This is a genomic window from Nonomuraea sp. NPDC050153, from assembly GCF_044460125.1.
Lineage (GTDB): Bacteria > Actinomycetota > Actinomycetes > Streptosporangiales > Streptosporangiaceae > Nonomuraea.
Genome location: NZ_JBITJQ010000018.1, coordinates 110999 through 132088, shown reverse-complemented (window position 1 = coordinate 132088; position 21090 = coordinate 110999). Strand labels below are relative to the sequence as shown.

15 protein-coding genes are annotated in these 21090 nt (G+C 73.2%); 13 read left to right on the top strand and 2 right to left on the bottom strand.

Translation table 11 applies throughout. The features are described 5' to 3' along the window. Positions 1–112: 112 nt before the first annotated feature. The gene (locus ACIBQ1_RS35990; protein ID WP_397283781.1) at positions 113–1048 is read left to right on the top strand and encodes an NADP-dependent oxidoreductase; all 936 of its coding nucleotides are present in this window, start codon (positions 113–115) and stop codon (positions 1046–1048) included. Positions 1049–1055: 7 nt separating this feature from the next. Here the strand turns inward: ACIBQ1_RS35990 and ACIBQ1_RS35985 are convergent, their stop codons facing one another. Continuing rightward, on the bottom strand, positions 1056–2423 hold the full coding sequence (locus ACIBQ1_RS35985; RefSeq protein WP_397283780.1) for an MFS transporter: 1368 nt from the start codon (positions 2421–2423) through the stop codon (positions 1056–1058). Positions 2424–2505: 82 nt separating this feature from the next. Here ACIBQ1_RS35985 and ACIBQ1_RS35980 point away from each other — a divergent pair, with 82 nt between their 5' ends. After that, positions 2506–3042, top strand: coding sequence for a winged helix-turn-helix transcriptional regulator (locus ACIBQ1_RS35980; protein ID WP_397283779.1), 537 nt, complete (start codon positions 2506–2508; stop codon positions 3040–3042). Here the strand turns inward: ACIBQ1_RS35980 and ACIBQ1_RS35975 are convergent. Continuing rightward, positions 2972–3199, bottom strand: a complete 228-nt coding sequence (locus ACIBQ1_RS35975; protein WP_397283873.1) for a hypothetical protein — start codon at positions 3197–3199, stop codon at positions 2972–2974. The genes ACIBQ1_RS35980 and ACIBQ1_RS35975 overlap by 71 nt on opposite strands. Positions 3200–3778: 579 nt before the next feature. On the opposite strand from ACIBQ1_RS35975, the gene ACIBQ1_RS35970 reads away from it, so the two are divergent. The 11 genes from ACIBQ1_RS35970 (at position 3779) to ACIBQ1_RS35920 (ending at position 21087) form a co-directional block, all read left to right on the top strand. Next, positions 3779–5266: a hypothetical protein gene (locus tag ACIBQ1_RS35970; protein WP_397283778.1), complete on the top strand. Its 1488-nt coding sequence runs from the start codon at positions 3779–3781 to the stop codon at positions 5264–5266. Then, positions 5263–6276: a hypothetical protein gene (locus ACIBQ1_RS35965; RefSeq protein ID WP_397283777.1), complete on the top strand. Its 1014-nt coding sequence runs from the start codon at positions 5263–5265 to the stop codon at positions 6274–6276. The genes ACIBQ1_RS35970 and ACIBQ1_RS35965 overlap by 4 nt, the downstream gene beginning before the upstream one ends. After that, positions 6273–8648 (top strand): hypothetical protein, encoded by a 2376-nt coding sequence (locus ACIBQ1_RS35960; protein ID WP_397283776.1) that lies wholly within the window; start codon positions 6273–6275, stop codon positions 8646–8648. The genes ACIBQ1_RS35965 and ACIBQ1_RS35960 overlap by 4 nt, the downstream gene beginning before the upstream one ends. Next, positions 8645–9799: a hypothetical protein gene (locus ACIBQ1_RS35955; RefSeq protein WP_397283775.1), complete on the top strand. Its 1155-nt coding sequence runs from the start codon at positions 8645–8647 to the stop codon at positions 9797–9799. The genes ACIBQ1_RS35960 and ACIBQ1_RS35955 overlap by 4 nt, the downstream gene beginning before the upstream one ends. A gap of 6 nt (positions 9800–9805) precedes the next feature. Beyond that, on the top strand, positions 9806–10177 hold the full coding sequence (locus ACIBQ1_RS35950) for a hypothetical protein (RefSeq protein WP_397283774.1): 372 nt from the start codon (positions 9806–9808) through the stop codon (positions 10175–10177). Continuing rightward, positions 10174–11694 (top strand): hypothetical protein, encoded by a 1521-nt coding sequence (locus ACIBQ1_RS35945; RefSeq protein WP_397283773.1) that lies wholly within the window; start codon positions 10174–10176, stop codon positions 11692–11694. The genes ACIBQ1_RS35950 and ACIBQ1_RS35945 overlap by 4 nt, the downstream gene beginning before the upstream one ends. After that, on the top strand, positions 11691–12035 hold the full coding sequence (locus tag ACIBQ1_RS35940; protein ID WP_397283772.1) for a CU044_2847 family protein: 345 nt from the start codon (positions 11691–11693) through the stop codon (positions 12033–12035). Before ACIBQ1_RS35945 ends, ACIBQ1_RS35940 begins: the two co-directional genes overlap by 4 nt. 5 nt (positions 12036–12040) lie before the next feature. Continuing rightward, the gene (locus ACIBQ1_RS35935; protein WP_397283771.1) at positions 12041–13888 is read left to right on the top strand and encodes a trypsin-like peptidase domain-containing protein; all 1848 of its coding nucleotides are present in this window, start codon (positions 12041–12043) and stop codon (positions 13886–13888) included. A gap of 135 nt (positions 13889–14023) precedes the next feature. After that, entirely contained in the window at positions 14024–14953 is a 930-nt protein-coding gene (locus tag ACIBQ1_RS35930; RefSeq protein WP_397283770.1) for an AAA family ATPase, read from the top strand. After that, a complete protein-coding gene (locus tag ACIBQ1_RS35925) occupies positions 14950–18717 on the top strand; it encodes an SAV_2336 N-terminal domain-related protein (RefSeq protein ID WP_397283769.1) in 3768 nt (1255 codons plus the stop codon). The genes ACIBQ1_RS35930 and ACIBQ1_RS35925 overlap by 4 nt, the downstream gene beginning before the upstream one ends. 198 nt (positions 18718–18915) lie before the next feature. Beyond that, positions 18916–21087: a VWA domain-containing protein gene (locus ACIBQ1_RS35920; protein WP_397283768.1), complete on the top strand. Its 2172-nt coding sequence runs from the start codon at positions 18916–18918 to the stop codon at positions 21085–21087. Positions 21088–21090: the final 3 nt, after the last annotated feature.

Below are 21090 nucleotides of genomic sequence, written 5' to 3'. Positions count from 1 at the left end.
GCTATCCGAGCCGCGCTCGTCCGCGTGCGATACGCACCTTGAAGTGCGTACTTCCCCTTGGAGAGCAGCTCTCCGTAGGTTCGCAGCAGCGAAACCTGATGAGGGAGTTCTCATGCGCGCAGTCGTCATTCACGCTTTCGGCGGGCCCGAGGTGCTGGAGATCGCGGACGTGCCGGTGCCCGCGGTGCGGGAGCGGCAGATCCGCGTCCGGGTCGAGGCCGCGACGGTCAATCCCGTCGATCTGGCCACCCGCTCGGGCGCGCTCGCCGAGGCGGGCCTGCTGCCGGCCCGGGACGTGATCGGCATCGGCTGGGACGTGGCCGGGACCGTGGACGAGGTGGGCCCCGGCGTGACCGGTGTCGCGCCCGGCGAGCGGGTGATCGGCCTGTCGGACCGCCTCGACGTGCCGCTCGGCGCCCAGGCCGAGTACGTCGTCCTCGACGCGGACGCGGTCACCCGCGCGCCTGCGGGCCATTCGCCGGCGGAGGCCGCGACGTTGCCGCTCAACGGCCTCACCGCGGCGCAGGCGCTCGACCGGCTGGACCTGGCCGCCGGGCGGACGCTGCTGGTCACCGGCGCGGCCGGGGCCGTGGGCGGGTTCGCCGTGCAGTTGGCCGCCGCGCGCGGGCTGCGGGTGGTCGCGGTGGCCGGCGCCGAGGACGAGCCGCTGGTACGCGGGCTCGGCGCGGAGTGGTTCGTGCCGCGCGCGGCCCGGCTGGGCGAGGCCGTGCGCGCGCTGGTCCCTGGCGGCGTGGACGGGGCGCTGGACGCCGCCGTGAACGGCGCGGCGGCCCTCGACGCCGTCCGATCGGGTGGCGGGTTCGCCGCGCTGGTCGCGGGCGGTGCGCCGGCGCCGTTGCGTGGCACGCGGGTGTTCGACCACTGGATCCGCGCCGACGGCGCCCGCCTCGCGGACCTGGTCGCGCTGGTCGAGACCGGCTCCCTCACGCTGCGCGTCGCCGAGACCCTGCCCCTGGACCGGGTCGCCGCCGCCCACGGGCGCCTGGCCGAGGGCGGCCTCCGCGGCCGCCTCGTCCTCGTCCCGTGAACAGCGCTCAGGCGCGGGACCGGCCGAGGCCGAGGGTGACGGCGGCGGCCAGGGCGGCGATCACGGCGTAGGCGATCGTCGTGACGTCGGTGCCGTGCTGCCAGCCGAGCGCGCCGACCGTGGTGGCCATGGCGGCCACGCCCAGGGAGGAGCCGACGTAGCGGGCGGTGTTGTTGGCGCCCGAACCCATGCTCGCCCTGGCGATCGGGACGCTCTCGATGGCCAGATGGGTCAGCGAGGCGTTGATGAGGCCGCTGCCGACGCCGCCGACCACCAGGCCGGCCACGACCCGCGTCCACGGGGCCGCGTCCGCGGCCCCGAGCGTGAGCAGGCCGCCGGCGGCGGACAGGAACAGGCCGAGCGCGAGGCGGACGCCCGAGTGGACGCGCAGGTGCCGGGCCAGCAGGGAGGCCAGGAACGACATGCCCGACCAGAGCGAGAACAGCACGGCGCTGGTGAGCGGGGTGAGCGAGCGGGCCGTCTGGAGCACGGTGGGCAGGTAGCTCATCATCCCGATGACGGCGACCCCGGTGACGAACGCGCCCGACGTGGCCACCAGGAAGAGCGGGCGGCGCAGCAGGCCGAGATCGAGGAGGGGCTCGCGGCGGCGGTTCTCGACCAGCGTGAACGCGGCCAGCAGCACGACCGCGGCGGCGAACGACGCGTACACCACGGGCCGGTTCCAGCCCAGCCGGCCCTCGGTGACCCCGGCGAGCAGCGCGGCCGTGCCGAGCGCCAGGGTGATCGCGCCGGGCAGGTCGTGCGGCCGGCGGCGGTCGCCGCGCGACTCCGGCAGCACCCGGCCGGCCGCCACGGCCAGGGCCGATCCGGCGACGGCGATCAGGAGGTGCGCGCCGCGCCAGTTCCAGGCGGCGGCGATAGCACCGGACAGCAGCGGGCCCAGGGCGATGCCCAGGCCCAGCATCGCGCCGTAGCGGCCGGTCACCCGCACGCGCTCCGGGCCGCCCGGGTAGGCGTGGCCGAGCATGCCCAGGCTGCCCGCCAGCATGGCCGCGCTCGCCCCGCCCTGCGCGAGCCTGGCCACGACGAACATCGCGGTGTTCGTGGAGAGCGCCGCCAGCAGGGCTCCGGCGGCCAGCGCCCAGGTGCCGGCGACGTAGACGCGCTTACGCCCGTGGTCGTCGGCGAGCCCGCCCGCGACCAGCAGGAGCGCGGACAGGCCGAGCGAGATCGAGTTCAGCATCCAGGCGGGGCCGGTGGGACCCGAGCCGAGGTCGGCGGCGGCCTGGGACAGCGTGACCATCGGCACCGTGTAGTTGATCAATGCGAGCAGCGCGGCGGCGCAGGCCGCCACGGCCACCGTGCCGGCCGCGCGCGGAGCCGTCGAGGCGGGAGCCGATCCGGCGAGTGTCACGACATCTCCTTGGTTCATTCATTGAACTGAGGAGGCACACGCTAACACGCCGGGGTTCAATGAATGAACTACCCTTGGGGTCATGGCGCTCGGCAAGAACTACGACGGCCAGGACTGCTCGCTCGCCCGCTCCCTGGAGCTGGTCGGCGAACGCTGGACGATGCTCGTCATCCGCGACGCCCTGTACGGCGTGCGCCGCTACGGCGACTTCCTGGCCCATCTGGACATCCCGCGAGCCGTGCTGTCCCAGCGCCTCACCACGCTCGTGGACGCCGGAGTCCTGCGCCGCCACCGCTACCAGGACTCGCCGCCGCGCGAGGAGTACGTCCTGACCGAGATGGGCCAGGAGCTCTGGCCGGCCGTCCTCGTGCTGGGCAGCTGGGGCGAGCGCCACCTGTCGGGCAAGCCGCGGCGGATCTTCTGCCACGTGCCCTGCGACGCCAGGATCGACGGCCACGGCGTGTGCCCGGCCTGCGGCCTCCGCCCGGAGCTGACCGAGATCGAGGTCCGCCCCGGCCCCGACGCCGACCTCTTCCGCGACGACCCGGTCAGCCGCGCCCTGCGGCGACCGCACCGCATGCTCGACCCCCTGCCGCACACCGTGCCCGAAGCACCCTGAGCACCGGCCACACCACCGCCACGCGAAGGCGCCCGCGGGGCCCGGGGCACGCCCACGCGACCGCCCCGTCCGGCCGCACCAGCGCCGCCGCCAGGTCGTCTCGATCCCGCACGGTCGCCTCGACCACGTCCAGCACCCCGCGCCACGGCCCCGCCATCGCCGCGGTGGCGGGGGTGGGCAAGCAGACGGTGTACGGCCATAGTCGTCCCGGAATTAAGAAGGGCCGGAGACAACCCTTTTGGACGACCCTTTCTAGCGATTATTACGTTTCGTGATGCGTCCTCAACAAATTGCAAGAGACGCATCACATGTTGGCGTGCCGAGAAATATCCTGTTTGCCACGTGGGTGAGGGCTCGGGGGTGTGGGTGGAGGGGCATGTAAGCGCATGGATAGAAAGCATCCTGGAACGAAATGGTGAGATGTCCGGTCTGTCGGTCTTGGGCGTCAAGTGAACAATGTGACCAGTGTTCCTGGCGCGTTCGCACACCACTCGTTCTCGGACAATTAACACCTGAGCTGCACCGGAATTTCCGTTTTCATCTGGAAAGCGCCCAAGCCTGGCACGACATCTGTGCCGCGCTCCGGGCCGCTGGAGCACCCGGCGAGGAGGACGGTCAACTGCGCCAGGAGCTGCTGGACCGCGCTGTCAGGGGCGCCTCGGCATCTGAGGAGACGGTCGAGAGCTGCCGAGCCCGGCTCCGCATCGAGCGGACGCCCCGCTGGCCCCTGAAAGACGTGTTGAGCCAGATGCTCGGCCACGTCATCAGGGGCGAGATCTCCGGGCTGTTGGTCGTCGGCCTGGGCGCGGACCGGGTGGTGGCGCGCAAGATCAAGGCGGGGCATCACGGGACGCCGCTGGAGGTGGACGGCCCCGACTGGAGCAGGACCTGGGAGGAGATCGGCACCGGCCTGCCGGCCGACCGCACGATCTGCCGGTTCGTCCTCGCCGGCGGGGTGGGCGACCAGCCCGACGACGCGCTGGACGCCGCCGCCCACGCCGAGGCCCTCCACGCCCAGCTGGACAGCGCGTACGCCCTGACCAGCGGCCGGGTGGCGCTGGCCCTGGTGCTGGACCGGCCGGGCTGGCCGCTGCTCGACCGGGTGGCGCGGGAGCTGGCCCAGCGCCGCCGGCCGGTCGCCGCCCTCCATGGGGAGGACTTCGACAAGGCCGTCCAGCGGATGATCGACCGATCGCCGCTGCGCGAGCCGTACGCGCTGGTGCTGGGGAGGATCGACGCCGACGAGGGCTCGGCCTCGCTGGTCACGCGGACGCTGTTCGAGGCCGGCACGGTGCCGGGCAAGGACGTCCAGCAGGAGCTGACCGTCCAGGCGCCGGAGGCGATCAGCGCCGGGGTGTGCCTGCCGGTGGTCAGGTTCACGTGGGGGCCGCCCGAGACCTGGGAGCTGGTCGGCAACGGGTTCCTGCCGCTGGGCCCGGGCGAGAGCACCGGGCTGTGGGCGGTGCTCGACGGCGTCGACCGGGTCCGCCTGGTCGGCCAGACCAAGGAGGTGCAGCCCGACCGCAGATCCTGGTCCGAGCTGTACAAGTCGTTCTCCGTCTGGACGCAGCGGCGGCGCAGCGTCGACCTGGTCTTCCTGCTGGAGCTGAACACCACGGAGGACAGGATCTCGCTCGACCGGCGCGGGCTGGTCCGCGAGGTGATCGCCAAGGCGAGCCGGGCACTGGCCGCCCGCGATCTGCTCCGGGTCGCGCTGGTGGGCTACCGCGACCACGGCAGCCGGCGGCTCTACCGCACGGAGCCCGCGACCGACACCTTCCCGCTCGGCCGTCCCGAGGAGGCCCATGCCCGGCTCGACGACTGGGACAACGGCCCGGCCCATCCCACGACGGCGGCGCTGTCGGACGCCCTCCACGCGGCGTCGGAGATCCCGTGGCGGGATCACAGCGCCCGGTTCGTGGTCACCCTCGGAGATCGCATGCCCTGCGGCACGGATCATTTCAGCAAGCTGACGCCGGAGATCTGCCCCAAGAGGCATTCCTGGAAGCGCGGCCTCGATCAGGTCAAGCGGGACGGCGCGAGCTGCCTCGCGGTGGTGAGCGGGAGGCGCCGGATCAAGGGGGACCGATCGTGGGAGGCCATCGGCGAGAACGGCAGCTTCGACGCGGACCGGGTCACCGCCGACGATCTCCTGGGGGCCCTGGGGCTGGCGGGCGACTTCCCGTTCGCGCAGATCGTGGCCGGTGAGGAGGGGGCATCGTGACCGAGACACCGCAGCCGCCCGTACGGCGCCTGCCCGACCGCCTGCCGGAGCCGGAAGCGGGGACCGTGTCCCCCGCCCGCCCGCCGGTGGACCCGCCGCCCTTCCCCGCCGATGACACCGACGTCCCGTTCACCCCGCCCGCGGACAAGGGCATGCGGATCGGCCTGTGGGGGGCCAGCGCCAGCGGCAAGACGACCTTCGTCAACGCCCTGGCCCACGTCGCCAACAACACCACCGACTACGGCAGGTGGCGGGTCATGGGCATGGACGACGGCGAGCGGACCTTCCTCACCGAGGGCAAGCAGCGCCTGGTCAACGAGGGCGGTTTCCCCGAGGCCACCATCTCCGGCAGCGAGCTGCGCTTCGGCTTCTCGGGGCAGCGCCTGGACGGCGCGGAGACCCATTTCGTGCTGCACGTCCAGGACCGCCCCGGCGGCGACTTCCACGACCGCAGCGCGGACATGGAGCAGGTGGCCTCCCAGCTCGCCCAGTGCCAGGGCTTCGTACTGCTCTTCGACCCGCTCCGGGAACGGCGCGACTCCAACAGCGGCGACTACCTGTTCGGCATGCTGGAGCACATCACGACGCTGCTGGTCAAGGCCGGAGACACCCGGCTCTACCTGCCGTTCGAGGTCGCGGTCTGCGTGACGAAGTGGGACGACCCAGGCGTGTTCATGCCCGCCCGCGCGGCCGGCTGGGGCACCCAGGACAGACCGGACGGCGCGCCGCGGGTCAAGGACCACGACGCGAAGGCCTATTTCACCTGGGCGTGCCGCTATTTCGGCGCCGACGTCGGGCAGCGCGTCGACCGGATCATCGAGAAGTATTTCGATCCGGCGCGCACCTGCTATTTCGTCTCCTCGTCCGTCGGCTTCAGGCGCTACGACGGCGAACGTTTCGACGCCCGCAAATTCGCCAACGTGCAGGGAAACCGGATCAGCCAGATCAATCCGATCAATGTGATCGAGCCTTTTCTGGAGCTCGAACGAAGGCTCCGGAGAAGGCGATGAACGGGCGGAGCGTGCTCACGGAGTGGGCGGTGATGTCGAAGCCGCCCGGCGCCACGGACGACTACCGGATCGTCGACTGCAGCCTCGGCCAGGACGATCACACGCGGTTCGAGCAGCTCATCAGGCTCGTCAACCCGGGCACCCCGCGCGGCCGCCGCGACGGGGCCATGGACGCGCTGCCCTGGGTGACCTTCAGCGCCCCGGAGGCCAGCGGCGACGGCCGGCGCTGGTCGGCCGTGGCGGTGCGGGAATGGTCGGACGAGCTCGACGCCAGCGACCGGGCGATCATGCCGACCCGGTACTTCACCTTCCCCTATGAGGAGGGCGCCCAGGTCGGCATCGGCTACCGCGACCTCTACGAGGCCGTCCTGCGCAGCCCGTCGCCGGGCCCGAGCGGCGAGCAGGTCAGGCTGGAGCCGCCCGACCTCGGCGGCGTGCGGCACACGGCCGAGCAGGTCGGGCTGCGGTGGTGCGCCGGAGTGGCGGCCCTGCTGCTCGAAGGGCCGGTCGTGCTGACCGACGCGCCCCCGCTGAGCCCGCGCGACCGGCTGGACTGCCTGGACGCGGTGGTCGCCTTCCTCCCCTATGGCATCCGGGCCTCGCTGACAGCGAGCACGTGGGCCGACAACATGGCCGATCACCGCATCCGGCTGATGTTCGGCAAGTGGGCCAGGGCGCGGCAGCTCGAAGTGCGCTGGGACGCTCCGCCGCCGTCCCCGGCCGACGAGGACGCGCAGGTCTACCTGCGGTGGGTCTCCGCCATGCTGGAGTCCGGCCCGGACCGGCTGCTGCACCGGCTGAGCGGGCTGCGCGAGCCGCTGGAGTTCAGCAGCCCCCAGCTGCGCCTGGCCCTGGAGCGGCTGCAGGACAGCAAGGCGCTGTCGGTGATCCACCGGCTGGACGACGGCGTCTCGGCGGAGGAGCAGCGGTCCGCGGTGCGCGACTCCTCCTTCGAGCGGCTGACGCAGGCGCAGCGGACCGAGCTGCTGCGGTGCCTGGTGGAGCGGGCCGAGCCCGAGGATCTCGCGGTGCTGGACCCGTACTGGCCGTCGGTCGCGCCGGTCGCGCTGACGCTGGCGGGCCGGCGCCTCGCCGTACGGGATCCGCACCTGGCCCGCGCCTACCTGAGGCTCGCCGACCAGCACGGACAGCGCGACGACTGGCTGGCCGGCCTCCTCGACCAGCCCACCGTGCCGGACGAGGCCGCGATCCCGCTGCTGGTGCCGGGCGGCCCGCCGGGGCGCCTGACCTGCGCGGCCCTGCTGGCCCGGCCCCTCGCCCTCTATCGCCTGATCACCCAGCTCGTGGCGGAGAACTCGGCGGAGGACCTGCGCGCGTGGGTGCGCCAGTACACCGCGCGCGAGTTCGCCGACTCCTGCCCGACCTGGCTGCTGGCCTACGCCTCGGTGCTGCGGACGCCGCCCAAGCCGCCCCCGGAGGCGACGCTGACGAGCCTGCACGACGTCGGCGGCGACATGGCGTACGTCATCCTGCTCCGGGCCGCGGCCGACGCGTCGCGGGTGGAGGTGGTGCTCCAGCCCGCCCCGTACTCCCACCTGCTCGGGCTGGCGCGCGGACCGGCCGCTCCCGCGCGGGTGGAGCTCGCCAAGCTGCTCTCCGACGTCGGGCAGGCGCCGATCGAGGCGGGCGCCCTCCTCGACGTGCTCGCCGTCCTGCTCGGCGCGGAGCCCCGCTGGGCCCTCGCGGTGGAGGGCCACGCCGTACGACGCTACGCCTCCAGCTTCATGAAGGTCTGGGAGCAGCTTCCGACGCCGCAGGTCCAGCTGGACGTGGCCCGCCGGATCGTCTCGCCGCTGGATCACCGGCACCCCCTCCTGAACGAGCTGCGAACGCGGGAGAAGGTGCTGGCGGAGATCGTCGACCGGCAGCGGATCACCGCCGACCCGGCCGTGCGGTCCCTGCTGACGGCGGCCGAGAACGACGCCCGGCCCCCGCAGCTGGCCCTGCTGTGGACGCTGGCGCTGGAGTCGGTGGGGGCGTTGTTCCACCCGGGGCCGCTCCTGGCGCGCTGGCCTAGCTCCCGCGACCCGGAAGCCGTCCACGAGCTGCTGCGGTACCTGCGGAAGGAGTCGGTCCGGCGCGGCGTGCTCTCCGACGCCGGCTGCCGCAGGCTGGTGGAGGCCGTCGTGCACCACCCGGGTGTCCCCCACTACGCCGAATGGGTGCGCCGCCAGGTGCCGCGGGACATCGACCGCCTGCGTGCCGAGATCCACCGCCTGGAGTGGCTGCTGGAGAGCGCGAGCTCCAAGCGCGCCGGCAGGCGGCCGCGGACCGCCGCACGCACGCTGCTCGACCGCCTGCGGGAGCTGTTCATCGGCCGCGGCGACAAGGACGACCGGGAGGACTCATGAGGCTGGGCGTCGACGCGGGCCGGGCCTACGTCAAGGTGGCCGAGGTGGGACCGTCGGGGCCGAACCTGGTCGCGCAGCTGGGCGCCGCCGCGCGGTTCGGGGGCAGTCCCGACCGCGTGGTCCTGGCGGTCGGGGAGGGCGCCGGAGAACGCGCGGTCGCCAACGCCCACCGCGCCGGATTCCACGACTTCACCACCCTGAGCCTGCCCAGGGCGGTCCTGCTCCACCTCGGCGCGGAGCGGCGGATCGAACCCGGCCGGGTCCTGCTGTGCGACGTGGGCGCCGCCTGGATCGACCTCTACCTGTGCCTCTTCGACCACTCCGTGATCTACGTCCTGGACAGCGAGCATCGAGAATCCCTCGACCTCGGCGCCGCCGTCGACCGGTTACAGGGCGCGAACGTCACCGACCGGCGGTTCGACCGGCGGGACCGGGCGTCGGAGGCGCGTTTGCGGAAGCTGCTCGCCCATGTCGCGCTCGACGAGGCATGGGGCGACACCCGGGCCTACGGGCACCTGACGACCGCGCAGATCTACGAGCTCGTCCGCCAGGTCGCCGGCCTGGCCGCGGAGTCGGCCACGCTCATGCGCGAGCGGCTGGACGACTTCGGCAGCCGGCCCGGCGACCTGCTGGTCCCGCTCGGCGGCGCCGGCACCTTCTCCCTCGTGCACGAGGCCCTTCGCGACGCGCTCGGCCTGGACGAGCGGGCCGTGCTCCTGCTGTCGCCCGAGGAGGTCGTCAACGCCGCCGCGTACGGCGCGGCCAGGGTCGCGGCCGGCCAGGACGGGCGCGACCGCTACCCCCTGCGCCTGTCGGTCGCCGCCCACCGCTTCGACGGCGCCGAAGCGCTCGGCGAGTGGCTCGAACTGGCCGCCCCGGGCCGGCTCCTGCTGGGCGGCGAGGCCGTCTACGCGCGCGACAGGAGACAGCCGGTGCTGGTCGAGGACGGCCACCAGGTCGTGGTGGCCGTCGGCGACGACCCCTTCGGCGGCCGCCAACTGACCTTCGACCACCGGATCAGCCGCGGCGAGTATCACCTCGGCGTACGCGTCAGCCACAGCGGGCACGGGGAGCTCCTCTTCACGCCCGCGAACGGCAAACCCGCCCTGTTCTCCCTGCCCCTGGGCATCCTTCCGGCCTCCAGCGAATAGAGCCCTATGAATCCGTCAATCGCCCTGCAGAAGCTCGCCGGCATCGTCAAGGAGCTCAACAAGTCCGGCGACGCCTCACTGGCCCGCCTCAGGCTGCTGGAGTGCGCCTTCGAGCTGGCCGAGGAGGCGGTCAGGAAGTGCCCGGAGGACCTGATCATCGACGCCGCGGCGATCCTGGACAAAGCCCTCGCCGAGAGCACGGGGTTCAAGAAGAGCGTGCTGGCCATGCTCGACCGGGGCGACGTCGGAGCCACCAAGCGGGGCCAGATCGAGACGAACCTCGACCTGCTCGGCGAGCTGAGCGAGGACGTCGCCCTGAGGCACAACGCGCAGATGCTGAAGCAGGAGGAGGAGAAGAAGGAGGAGGAGGATTCGTGAGGGCCCGGGCGGCCCTGGCCGCGCTGATGCTGGTGGCCTGGCCGCTGTCCGCGCCCGCGGCGGCGGACCCGGAGCCCACGGCCCTGTACAAGGCGCTCGACCTGAAGGAGCACCCCGCCGACTACATCGTGCTGCTCGACACGTCCGGGACGATGGGCTCGCGGCAGGAGGACGTCAAGGACCAGCTCAAGGGCCTGTTGAAGGCCAAGGGCGAGCAGGACGGCGTCACCCTGGTCCGCTTCGACCGCAGGCCCTACCACCGCAGCGTTCTGGAGACGGACAAGGACGTCGACGCCCTGCCCACCCCTTCCGGTGAGTACACCGACATCGGCCGGGCCCTGGAGTGGGTCGTCCGCTACCTGCGCGATCACCCGAGCCGGCTGACCGCGGTCATGCTCGTCAGCGACGGCATCCAGGAGCCGGCGCCGGGCAGCCCGTACGGCAGCGCGAACGGGCCCGCCTGGGTCAAGCTGCGCGACCAGGCCGCCGAGCTGAAGCCCCAGCCGCTGCTCTACACCTTCCCGCTCGGCGGGGCCGACGTCCGGCGCCACCAGGACGAGATCGTGGAGCGGGTCTTCCCCGAGAACGCGCAGATCCTGGACCCGCGGCAGAGCCGGTCCGCCAGGAAGGACCTGTCGGTGGTCCGGGACGACTCGCTCCGCGCCGAGGCCAGGCGGCGGGTGGCGGCGGATCTCAAACGAGGGGTCGCCGCCACCTGGAAACAGCCGGACGTGCGGCTGGATCCGGCCCAGGGCACCGGCACGCTCACGCTCGACGTGCGCTCGCGGACCGAGGCGCTGCCGCTGGAGCTTGGCGCCGTCGAGGTCGTCGTCTCGGACGGCAAGGAGCGCGTGACGGGCCGCTCCACCCTGCCCTCGCCGATCCGGATCGAGCCCGGCCGGAGCGTGGCGGTGCCGATCGAGCTGTCGTGGGCCCGGCCGCCTCTCGTCCGGGTCCAGCCGGTCGCCCTCGACCTGTCCCGGACCGTGCAGGTCAGCGCGACCGTGCAGACGCCGTGGGAGGGCGATCTGGGCCTGCTGGGCCTGAGCTACGGGAAGCGGAACATCACCACCGACGCGGCCCGCGTGACCGGCTCCTACCAGGGCGGCCCCTCGTGGTGGGCCGCCGCGCTCCTGGCCGTGCTCCTAGGGCTCCTGCTCCTGCCGCTGCTGTGGTGGCGGCGGGCCGTCAAGCACCGGCTGCCGAAGATGGCCGGCGTGCTCTGGTCGGCCTACGTCAAGGACGCCGAGGACGCGTGGGACGAGCGCATGCTGGGTCCCGTCCAGCTCGGCGGGCGGCGGGTGGTCCACACCTCCGAGCTGGCTCCCGTCCTGGACCTGCCCGGGGGCAGCGTCCAGGGGAGCGTGGACGTGCGGGCGGCCCCCGGCGGAATCAAGATCACGTACGCGCCGGAGGGCTCCGCCGGCCGGAGCGACACCGCGACCTGCCCCCTCGGCCGGAAAGTGATGATCAACGGCGTCGAGTTCATCTACAAGACAACCAGTGAGGTCGAATGAGGACGTTCGAGAAGGTCGAGCTGAGCACCGGCGAGACGATCTGGGTGGCGGCCACCGTCGCCCCCGCCGACCGGGAGCACGACGGGCCGCGGGACGTCGCCGGCGGCGGCCGGGCGATCAAGACGCTCCAGGGCTTCGGCGAGACCCTGGGCGGCATCGTCAGCAGCGTGCACAAGTCCCTGGCCGGGATCAGGCCCGACGAGGTGAGCCTGGAGTTCGGCCTGGAGGTCGGCTGCCAGGCCGGGGAATGGCTGGCCGGGCTCGCCGACGTCAGCACCAACGCCAGCGTCACCGTGACGTTGACCTGGAACCGCGCGGAGCCGGGCGAGCTTCCCCAGTGAGCCTCATGGCCCTCCTGGACCGGTGCGCCGTCGCCGTCTGCGGGCACGACGGCGGCCCGCTGCGGGGGACCGGCTTCCTGATCACGCCCCGGCACGTGCTCACGTGCGCGCACGTGCTGGGCGCCCTCGAGGCCACCACCGAGGAGGCCAAGCTGGACCTGGTCCAGGAGGGGCGGGGTGAGGTGCTCACCGGCACGGTGCGGCAGGTCCTGCCGCCGGGCAAGGGCCCGGAGGGGATGTGGGCCATGCCCGATCTCGCCGTGGTGGAGATCGACGGCGATCCGGGCGAACGCCCCTGCGCCTGGATCGGCTTCGGCCTGCCCGATCTCGACGACCACCACCGTCTCGCGTCCTGTGCCGACAACTACCGCCCCGCGGAGTACGGGCGGGCCCGCCTCAGGCTCACGCATCCGTCCTCCACCGTCGTGGACGACTTCGACGAGTACGAGCTGCGGATCAAGATGGTGGAGGTCACCGAGGGATGTTCCGGCTCGCCGGTGATCCACCTCAAGAGCGGTGCGGTGCGCGGCGTCATGAAGACCACCCGCCGCCCCAACGACGACCTCGGCGGCCTGGCCGTGAGCCTGCTCCAGCTGGCGCGGCTGCGGCCCGGGCTCTATCGGCGCATCTGGCGCGAGAACATCCGCTTCCACGCCTCCGACCCGGCCTGGACCAGGGAACGGGCGGAACAGCTGGGCAAGCGCGCGCGGGCCGAGGCAGACCTGCTGATCCTGCTGGCCGGGCAGCCGCCGCCGGACGATCCGGCCGGGCTGCTGGCCCGCGCCAACCCGGCGCGGGCTGAGCCGGACCTCGTACGCGACTACTGGGACATCGCCCACCACGTCTTCGCCGACGATGCCGGCCGCGACCTGCATCCCGTGCTCGGGCTGATCAAGGAGCTGCTCCCGATCCTCGGCCAGGGCGAACGGGACCGGCTCCTGGAATGCGGCGCCCTGTGGGCGGAGATCGTCGACCAGGAGCGGGCCTGGCGCATCGCGCTGCGCAGCGCCGCGGCGGAGCCGCCCCCGGAAGAGGCGGCCGCCGTCGCCGTCCATGTCGGCCTCGACCTGCAGGCCCGCCAGGCCGGGGCGCCCCTCTACCGGTACGCGATCGCCGAATCGGCCGGCCACCGCCCGGACCGCAACCCCGTCGCCCTGCGCCGGGGCGAGCTGGAGCAGGAGCTGAAGAAGGATCTCCGCGGCCCGATGACCAGGCTCGGCCGCACCCTGGGCGAGCCCAAGGTCTACCTGAACCTCCCCGGCGAGCTGCTGGACCTCGGCGTGGAGGAGTGGACCGGCCTGGTGGAGCAGCAGAAGGACATGCCTCTGGGCACGCGCTTCCCGATCATCGTCCGCGACCACACCTCGGCCAGGGGGTTCCGGAACTGGCGCGACACCCGCTGGAACGCCCTGAAGGACGCGCTGCCGCTCCCGCTGCACCAGATCGGCTGCCGGCACGAGCTGGTCGCCTACTCCGACAGCCGGCGGCGAGGCTGGTTCTCCGCGCGGATCGGGGAGCGCGCCGGGCTCATGCTCGCCTGCGGCTCCGACGATCTGCTCAGGTGCGCGATCGGATTCGGCGTCCCGGTCGCGCTGTGGTGGCGCTCCCCCTGCCCGGGGCCGGAGCAGAGCCCCGAGGCCGAGCCCTGCCCCGGGGCGGTCAGGATGGGCCGCCTCACCGCGGAGCTCGCGCACGTCCGCCTCGCGGCGCTGCCGGAGAAGGTCAGAGAGCTGCGCGGCGAGGCTCAGGGGGACGAGGCCGGCCATTGCGGCGCCGGTCTCGTCCTGCTTTTTGACGATCCTTTCGCCGCGGATTATCTGCGTTTCGAATATGAAGCTTTCCATTCCTCCTGATCCGCCTAGACTCGAACCGAGGAGGCTGAATTGCAGTCGCCGGTCGATGGGTTCAACTGGCCTATATACAGGGGGGATGGCCGACCTCGCGTCTGCCATTCCTTCGGCCCGGTGCCGCCCTGGCGGGCTTTCTCGATGGAGACTCCGGCGAACGATTCACCGGACGCCCCTGAGCTGACCGGCGTGGCGCTCCGGCGCGGGGAGACCTACCAGACGGCGGGCGCCGCCGGCCCGGACGGCCTGACCGACGAGGCCAGGATGGTCAACGCCGCGCTCATCCTGCGCCGGCCGCTGCTGGTGACGGGGGACCCGGGCAGCGGCAAGTCGAGCCTCGCCTACCGCATCGCCTACGAGCTGGGCCTGGGGGCGGTTCTCCGCTGGCAGGTCACCAGCCGGTCGAAACTCGTCGACGGCCTGTACTCCTATGACGCGGTGGCCAGGCTGCACGACGCGCAGCTCGCCAAGACCGGCGCGCGGACGAAGCCGGTCGGCCACTACATCCAGCTCGGGCCGCTGGGCACCGCCCTCTACCCGCACCGACGGCCGCGGGTCGCGCTCATCGACGAGATCGACAAGGGCGACTTCGACCTCCCGAACGACCTGCTCAACGCCCTCGACGAGGGCGAGTTCGCCATCAAGCAGCTGGTGCGCCCCGCCGTCGCCAAGGAGGAGACCGCGCAGGTCCTCACCGCCGAGAGGCGGTCCGTCCGGGTCCGCGGCGGGATCGTACGGTGCGCGAACTTCCCGGTCATCGTCATGACCAGCAACGGCGAGCGGGAGTTCCCGCCCGCCTTCCTGCGCCGCTGCCTCCAGCTCCGGATCGAGCACCACAAGGAGCCCGCCCACCTGGACAAGGTGCTCCGCGCGCAGCTGCCCGGCGTGAGCGACGAAGCCGTGGCGGACGGGATAGCGGAGTTCGTCAGGTCGTCGCGGTCGGGGCAGTTCCCCGTGGACCAGCTGCTGTCGGCGGTCTTCATGGTCAAGGACGTCGGCGACCGCACGCTCCGCGAGCAGCTGCTCAAGCTCGCGATGCAGCCGATCGACGGGCCGCAGGAGCGCGAATGAGCCTCGACCGCTGGCTGGAGCTGCTCCGGGCGAGAGGCGTCGACCTCAACGCCCGCGAGGTGCTCGACGCGGCCTGGCTCGCCATGCACATGGCCGCCGGGGAGGACCCGGGGCCCCGCCACGCGGACGAGCCACCGCCCGAAACCGGGCCCGAGCCGGAACCGGACCCGGCGCGGCGTCCGCCCCCGGCGGCGCCCGCACCGCCGCCGAAGGTCGCGATCTCCAGCGGCCCGCCGCCCCGGCCGCGGCCCAGGCCGAAGCCGCCCGAGGAGTCCGAGCACCCGTCGCACGGGGATCCGGGCGGCGCCGAGGCGGTGCGCGTCGAGCTGTTCGCCTACCCGCGCGCGATCGAGCGCCCGCGGGAGTTCGTCCGCGCCTTGCGCCCGTTCCGCAGGTACGTCGACGCGGGCGGGGAGGTCGACGTGGACGAGGAGCGCACGGTCGAGCGGATCGCCCACGAGCGGATCTGGTCCCCCGTCCTGCGGCCGGCCTCGGGCCGCTGGCTGGACGTGGCCTTCGTCGTGGACGCGAGCGTCTCGATGCGGGTCTGGCGTCCGCTGGCGAGGGAGCTGCACGACCTGTTCCTCCAGGTTCCCTTCCGCGACGTCCGCCTCTGGTACCTGCACGAGAGCGACAGGGGCGTCCTGATCAGCGCCTCGGCCACGCCGGGCACGCAGTCGCACGACCCGGCCGCGCTGATCGACATGACGGGGCGGCGGCTGACGCTCGTGCTGACCGACGGCTGCGGGCCGATGTGGCGTGACGGCACAGCCGGCGCCGCGCTGCGCAAATGGGCGGACGCCGGGCCGTCGGCGATCCTGCAGCCCCTGCCGGAGGAGCTGTGGGACCGCACGGCCCTGGCTCCCGTCCCCGGGCTGCTGCACTCACCGGTGCCCGCCCAGGCGAACCGCTCGCTGGAGTTCGAGGCGCTCTCCGGCGAGCGGCTGGCGGGCACGCCGGTCCCCGTCATCCGGCCGGAAGGGCCCTGGCTGGCGCCCTGGGCCAGGCTGGTGACCGGCTCGCTGGACCACGGGCTGATCTGTGCCGTCACCATGGCGGGCGGCAGGCCGCCGGCCAAGATCCCCCGGCCGCCCCAGCAGGACGCCGCCACGCGGGTGGCGCTCTTCCGCCAGGGCGCCTCGGCGCACGCCTACCGCCTGGCCGGCTACCTGTCCTACACCGAGCCGCTCGACCTGGGCCTGATGTGGCTGGTGCAGCGCTCGATGTTCCGCGAGGCCGATCCCCTGCCGATGGCCGAGGTCCTGCTGAGCGGCCTGCTACGGCGTCAGGGCGAGACGGAGACGTTCGTCTTCCGGCCCGGCGTGCGATCCGTCCTGCAGAGCGCGCTGCCCGCGGCGGAGGCGCAGCGGGTGCGCGCGGCGGTGTCCGCGGAGATCGGCCGCCGCACCGCGGGCATCGGGCGCAAGCAGCGCTTCTGGGCCATGGTGGCGCCCGGCTCGGGCGGTGAGCCGTGGACGCTGCGGGAGGCTTTCGCCGATCTCGAGAGTGCCGGGCTGCTGCCGCCGTGGATCAGGCCGGCCCAGCCGGACCTGTCCGGCGCCGACGTCCCCGCGTTGCGCCGGCTCTGGGACGAGGCGCTGCGCACCCGCCGGCCCGGCGATCCCCGCCGGTACGGCACCGCCGTCTCCCTCGCCGTCGCCCTGCTGGCACGCGCCCGCCAGGACGACGACCGCGGCGCCCTCGACGACTGCGCGGCGCTGCTGTCACGGGCGCGGGGCGAAGCCGAGCTGGCCGGGCGGGACCGGCTCGACATGATCGACGGCCTGCTCGGCTGGGCGGCGCTGACCCGCTTCCGCTGGGATCACGATCCGCTGACGCTCACCGAGGCCATGCTGACCTTCGCCGACGCCACCGAGGGGCGGCAGTCGCGCCGGCGAGACATGTGCGGCCTGGCCATCGCGACCGTCGAGCGCGCCCGGTGGACCGGCGAACCCGCCGATCCCGCGCTGCTGCTGCGCTGCGAGGACGCCCTGCGGGCCCCCTCCCCGCACGACCCGGCCCGCCCTCTCATGACCGGCACGCTGGCCAGGGTCCGGCTCGTCCTGCACCCCGTCAGGAAAAGGGCCGGCGAACGCGAACGCGCGATCGACCTGCTGCGCCAGGCCGTCTCGGTCGCCCAGGACGACGACCCGGACATGCTGGCCTGCCGGACGGACCTGGGCGCCCACCTGCTGGCCGAGTTCCGCCGCGGCGGGCGCGTCGAGGCGCTGGCCGAGGCGGCCGAGCAGCTACGGCTGGCGCAGCGCTTCTGCCTGGCCGGCGAGCCGCTGCTCGCCTGGATCTGGGCCGGGCTGGGACGCGTCCATCTGGAGGAGTTCCGGCTGAGACGCACCTCGTCCTCCCTGGAACAGGGCGAGGAGGCGCTGCGCCGGGCGCTCGACCGGCTGGGCCGCCTGCCGCTGCCCCGCGATCACCACCTGACCTGCGACGTCCTGAACGACCTGGGCGAGGTGCGGCTCGAACGGTTCGCCATCGAACGCCGGCCGGGCATCGCCGACGACGCCCGCGTGCTCCTGCTACGGGCCCGCGACCGCGACGACAGCCGGTCGGCGAGCATCGACGAGAGCCTGTCCCGGCTGCTCATCGCCCGATATGAGAGCTTCCACGACGTTCACGACCTCTGGGGGGCGGCGGACCACCTCCAGCGGCTGACCGAGTCCGACGCCGAACCCCCGGTGCGCCTGCGGGCGGCCCGCACGTGGGCGGGCTGCGAGGTCTCCGCCGGACGCTGGCAGCGCGCCTCGGCCGCCTACGACCAGGCCATCGGCCTCTGCGGGCAGATCGGCCGGACCGCGGACGAGGACCTGTCCACCCTCTGCAGCGAGGCCGCCGCCGTCGAGCTGGAGCGGGGCGACGCCACCGGCGCGCTGCGGCTGGCGCAGGCGGGGCTGCGCCGCCTGACGGACCGCCACCGGTCCCCCCTGCCGGGCCTGCCCGCGGCACGCGGGCCGATGATCGTGATCAACGTGTGCGAGCGGCGCACCGACGCCCTGGTGCTGCAGGCGGGCGGGATCGAGGTGCTGCCCCTGAGCGGCGTCAGCGCGGACGACGTCAACCGCCACGCCCGTGACCTGCTCACCGCCACGCGGCGGCCCGACTGGGCCGACGACGAGCCGATCGCGGACACGCTGTCGTGGTTGTGGCAGCTCGTCGGCGAGCCCGTGCTGGCCCATCTCGGCTGGCTGAGCCGGCCTCCGGCCTCCCAGAGACGACGGCTGTGGTGGTCGGCGGCGGGCGCCCTGAGCTTCCTCCCCCTGCACGCGGCCAGCGACGGCAAACGGACGATGTTCGACCACGTCATCTCCTCCTACCTCGCCGACACGCGCGACACGCCACGCCCGGCCGCCGCGCTGAGTGTGCGGACCGCGGACCTGTCGCGTACCGATCCCTACGAGCCGGCCCGGAGCAAGGTCCGGTTCGAGGGCACCTGGCACCAGGTCCCGGAGCTGGCGAGCTCGCCGGGCCGGCTCGCGGTGCTGCCCAGGCACGAGGTGCTCGCCGGCCTGGGCGAGCCCGCGGACGGCACGGCGCCGCTGCCGGCGCACCTGCTCGCGGCCTTCCGCGAGGTGGTGGCCGTCATGTGGCCGGTGCCGGACGAGGTCCGCCTGGCGCTCCAGGACGTCAGCAGCCAGGCGGGCGAGCGCTCGACTGCCTGGCACGTGCACGACGTCGCCCTCGGGCTGCGCCGCCGCTTCCCGGCCCAGCCGCGGATCTGGGCCGCTCTCCGGCACTTCGGCGCCTGACCCGGCATTTCTCCCTTTAGGATTGCAATATGTTTGCGTCAACGTCTTATTTGTGACATACCTAAGTAAGGATTTCGTAGCGTCCATAACTGCGGCAGAAACTTCTCGTGGCCTCTCTCCGTTCTGCGGATAGGAAAACGGCAACTGTGAGGAAATGTGCGCGTCACTTCATCCCTCAGGTCCCTTCTCGCCCTGGCCGTGACCGCTGCTGTGGTGCTTTTCCCGACGGCCGCGGACGCTCTGCAGCCCTCCGACGTCAAACCCGTCCGCGTCGTCGTCCTCGTCGACGAGTCGGGCAGCCTGGCCGCCCAGGACGTCGCCCGTGAACGTGCCGCCACCCAGCTCATCGCCCTCAGCGAGCTCTCCCCGCAGTCGCAGGTGGCCGTGGTCGGCTTCGGCAGCTCCAACGGTCCAGGCCAGGCGGCCGTGGACATCGCCTGCCCGCTGACCGGTGTGGAGACGGCCCAGGACCGCGAGTCGCTGGGCCGGTGCGTGGACAAGCTGCGCCGCCGCGCCAACGGCGAGGGCAGCGACACCGACCACGCCGCCGCCCTGGAGCAGGCGCTTGACATCATGAACACGCCCGACGACCAGCAGCGGGCGAAGATCGTGTTCTTGCTGACCGACGGCGTCCTCGACGTCAGGAACAGCCCGCAGTACGGCGCCGACGCCCAGGCGCGCAACCGCAACGCCCAGGCCCAGATCGACCGGAGCCTGCGCGACGCCGAGAAGGCGCACGTGCAGATCTGGCCGCTGGGCTTCGGCTCGGCCGACAAGGCCAGCCTCGACGCCTTCGCCGCGGGCGGCTGGCGGCAGCCCTGCGGCGACCAGGAGACGGCGACGCCCCGCGCGAGGGTGGTCGCGACCTCGGCGGACGTGGAGCGATCCCTGCTGGAGGCGTTCTCCTACGCCCGCTGCGCGGGGATCGAGCAGTCGGTCACCGACTCGCTCGAACCGAACGCCACCGTCGACCTCCAGGTCAACATCCCGATCATCGCGACCGACGGCTCGATCGTGGTGGTCAAGCGCGACCGGCGTATCCGGGTGACCTACTTCGACCCCGACGGCAACCAGGTGCCCAAGCAGGGCGAGCAGAACGAGTCGACCTTCCAGGTCGCCGGCGAGGCCGGCCCGGTGGAGTCGCTGCGCATCCGCAACCCGCTGCCCGGCAAGTGGCGGGTCCGGCTCACGTCGCCGCCGGGCGTCAGCCGCCAGGACGTCAGCGCGACCGTCGTGTGGCAGGGCGCGCTGCGCGCCTCGATCTCCCTGAGCAACCCCCGGCCGCGGCCGGGCGAGCAGGTGACCGTCCGGCTGCGCCTGCAGACCAGGACGGGCACGATCACCGACCCGGCGGCGCTGGCGGGCCTGCGCTTCACCGCCCGGATGTCCGGCGACGGCTTCCAGGAGCTCCCCATCGACCTGCGCGACACCGGTGACGGCCCCGACCGCGCCCAGGGCGACGGCGAATACTCCGGCCAGGTCGCCATCCCCGCCTCGGCCACCGGGGCCCTGTCCTTCCTGGGCAAGGTCACCGGCCCGGGCGTCGCCGGCGACGAGCGCCCCTACGCGACCCGCGTCGCCGGACCCGCCGACCGGCTCCGCGCCCAGGTGCAGCTCGACGCGGCCACCGTCGAGCCGGGGGCGGAGGTCTCCGGCACCGTACGCGTGACCAACGACGCCGAGCCCGCCCAGCTCACCCTGCGGCTCGTCGACGTGCCCGGCACGGTGAGCCTGTCGGTCCAGCGGCTCCAGGCGCCCGCGGGCGCCTCCGAGCACGGCCTGAAGCTGCGCGTCGGCACGGACGCCCCCAAGGGCCGGGTCGGCGGTTCGGTCCAGGTGGTCGACGCGAGCGGGCAGGTGGTGGCCGAGGAGTTCGTCGACGTCGACGTGCAGCCGCCCACGCCGCTGTGGCAACGGCTGCTCCAGGCCTTCCTGGTCCTCCTGCTGATCGTCGCGGTGGCCCTGCCGCTCCTGCTCCTCAGGAGGCGCGCGCGGATCCGGGCGGCCGATCCGAGCGAGCTGACCTTCTACCTCTTCGAACAGCCGGGCGAGCCGTACGTCAGCAAGATGCAGGCGCCCCTCGGCGAGGGACCCGAGTTCACCTTCGAGATCTCCAACGGCCGGCTGGTGCGCACGTACGGCACCGGTTACACGGCGCGCCGCGGCGGCGGCCAGACCGTCCTGGTCCGCGATCCGTCCGGGCAGGAGCTGGAGCCGCTGCGCCCGGGGCGCCCGATCCCGCTGCCCGGCGGCATGTTCCTCGGCGTCGACGACGCCCGGGTCAAGCGTGCCGAGCAGCCCGTGTACGGCACGCCGGAGCCGTACCAGAGCAGGACCCACAGACCGATGCCAGGCGACGACCTGTTGTGAGGG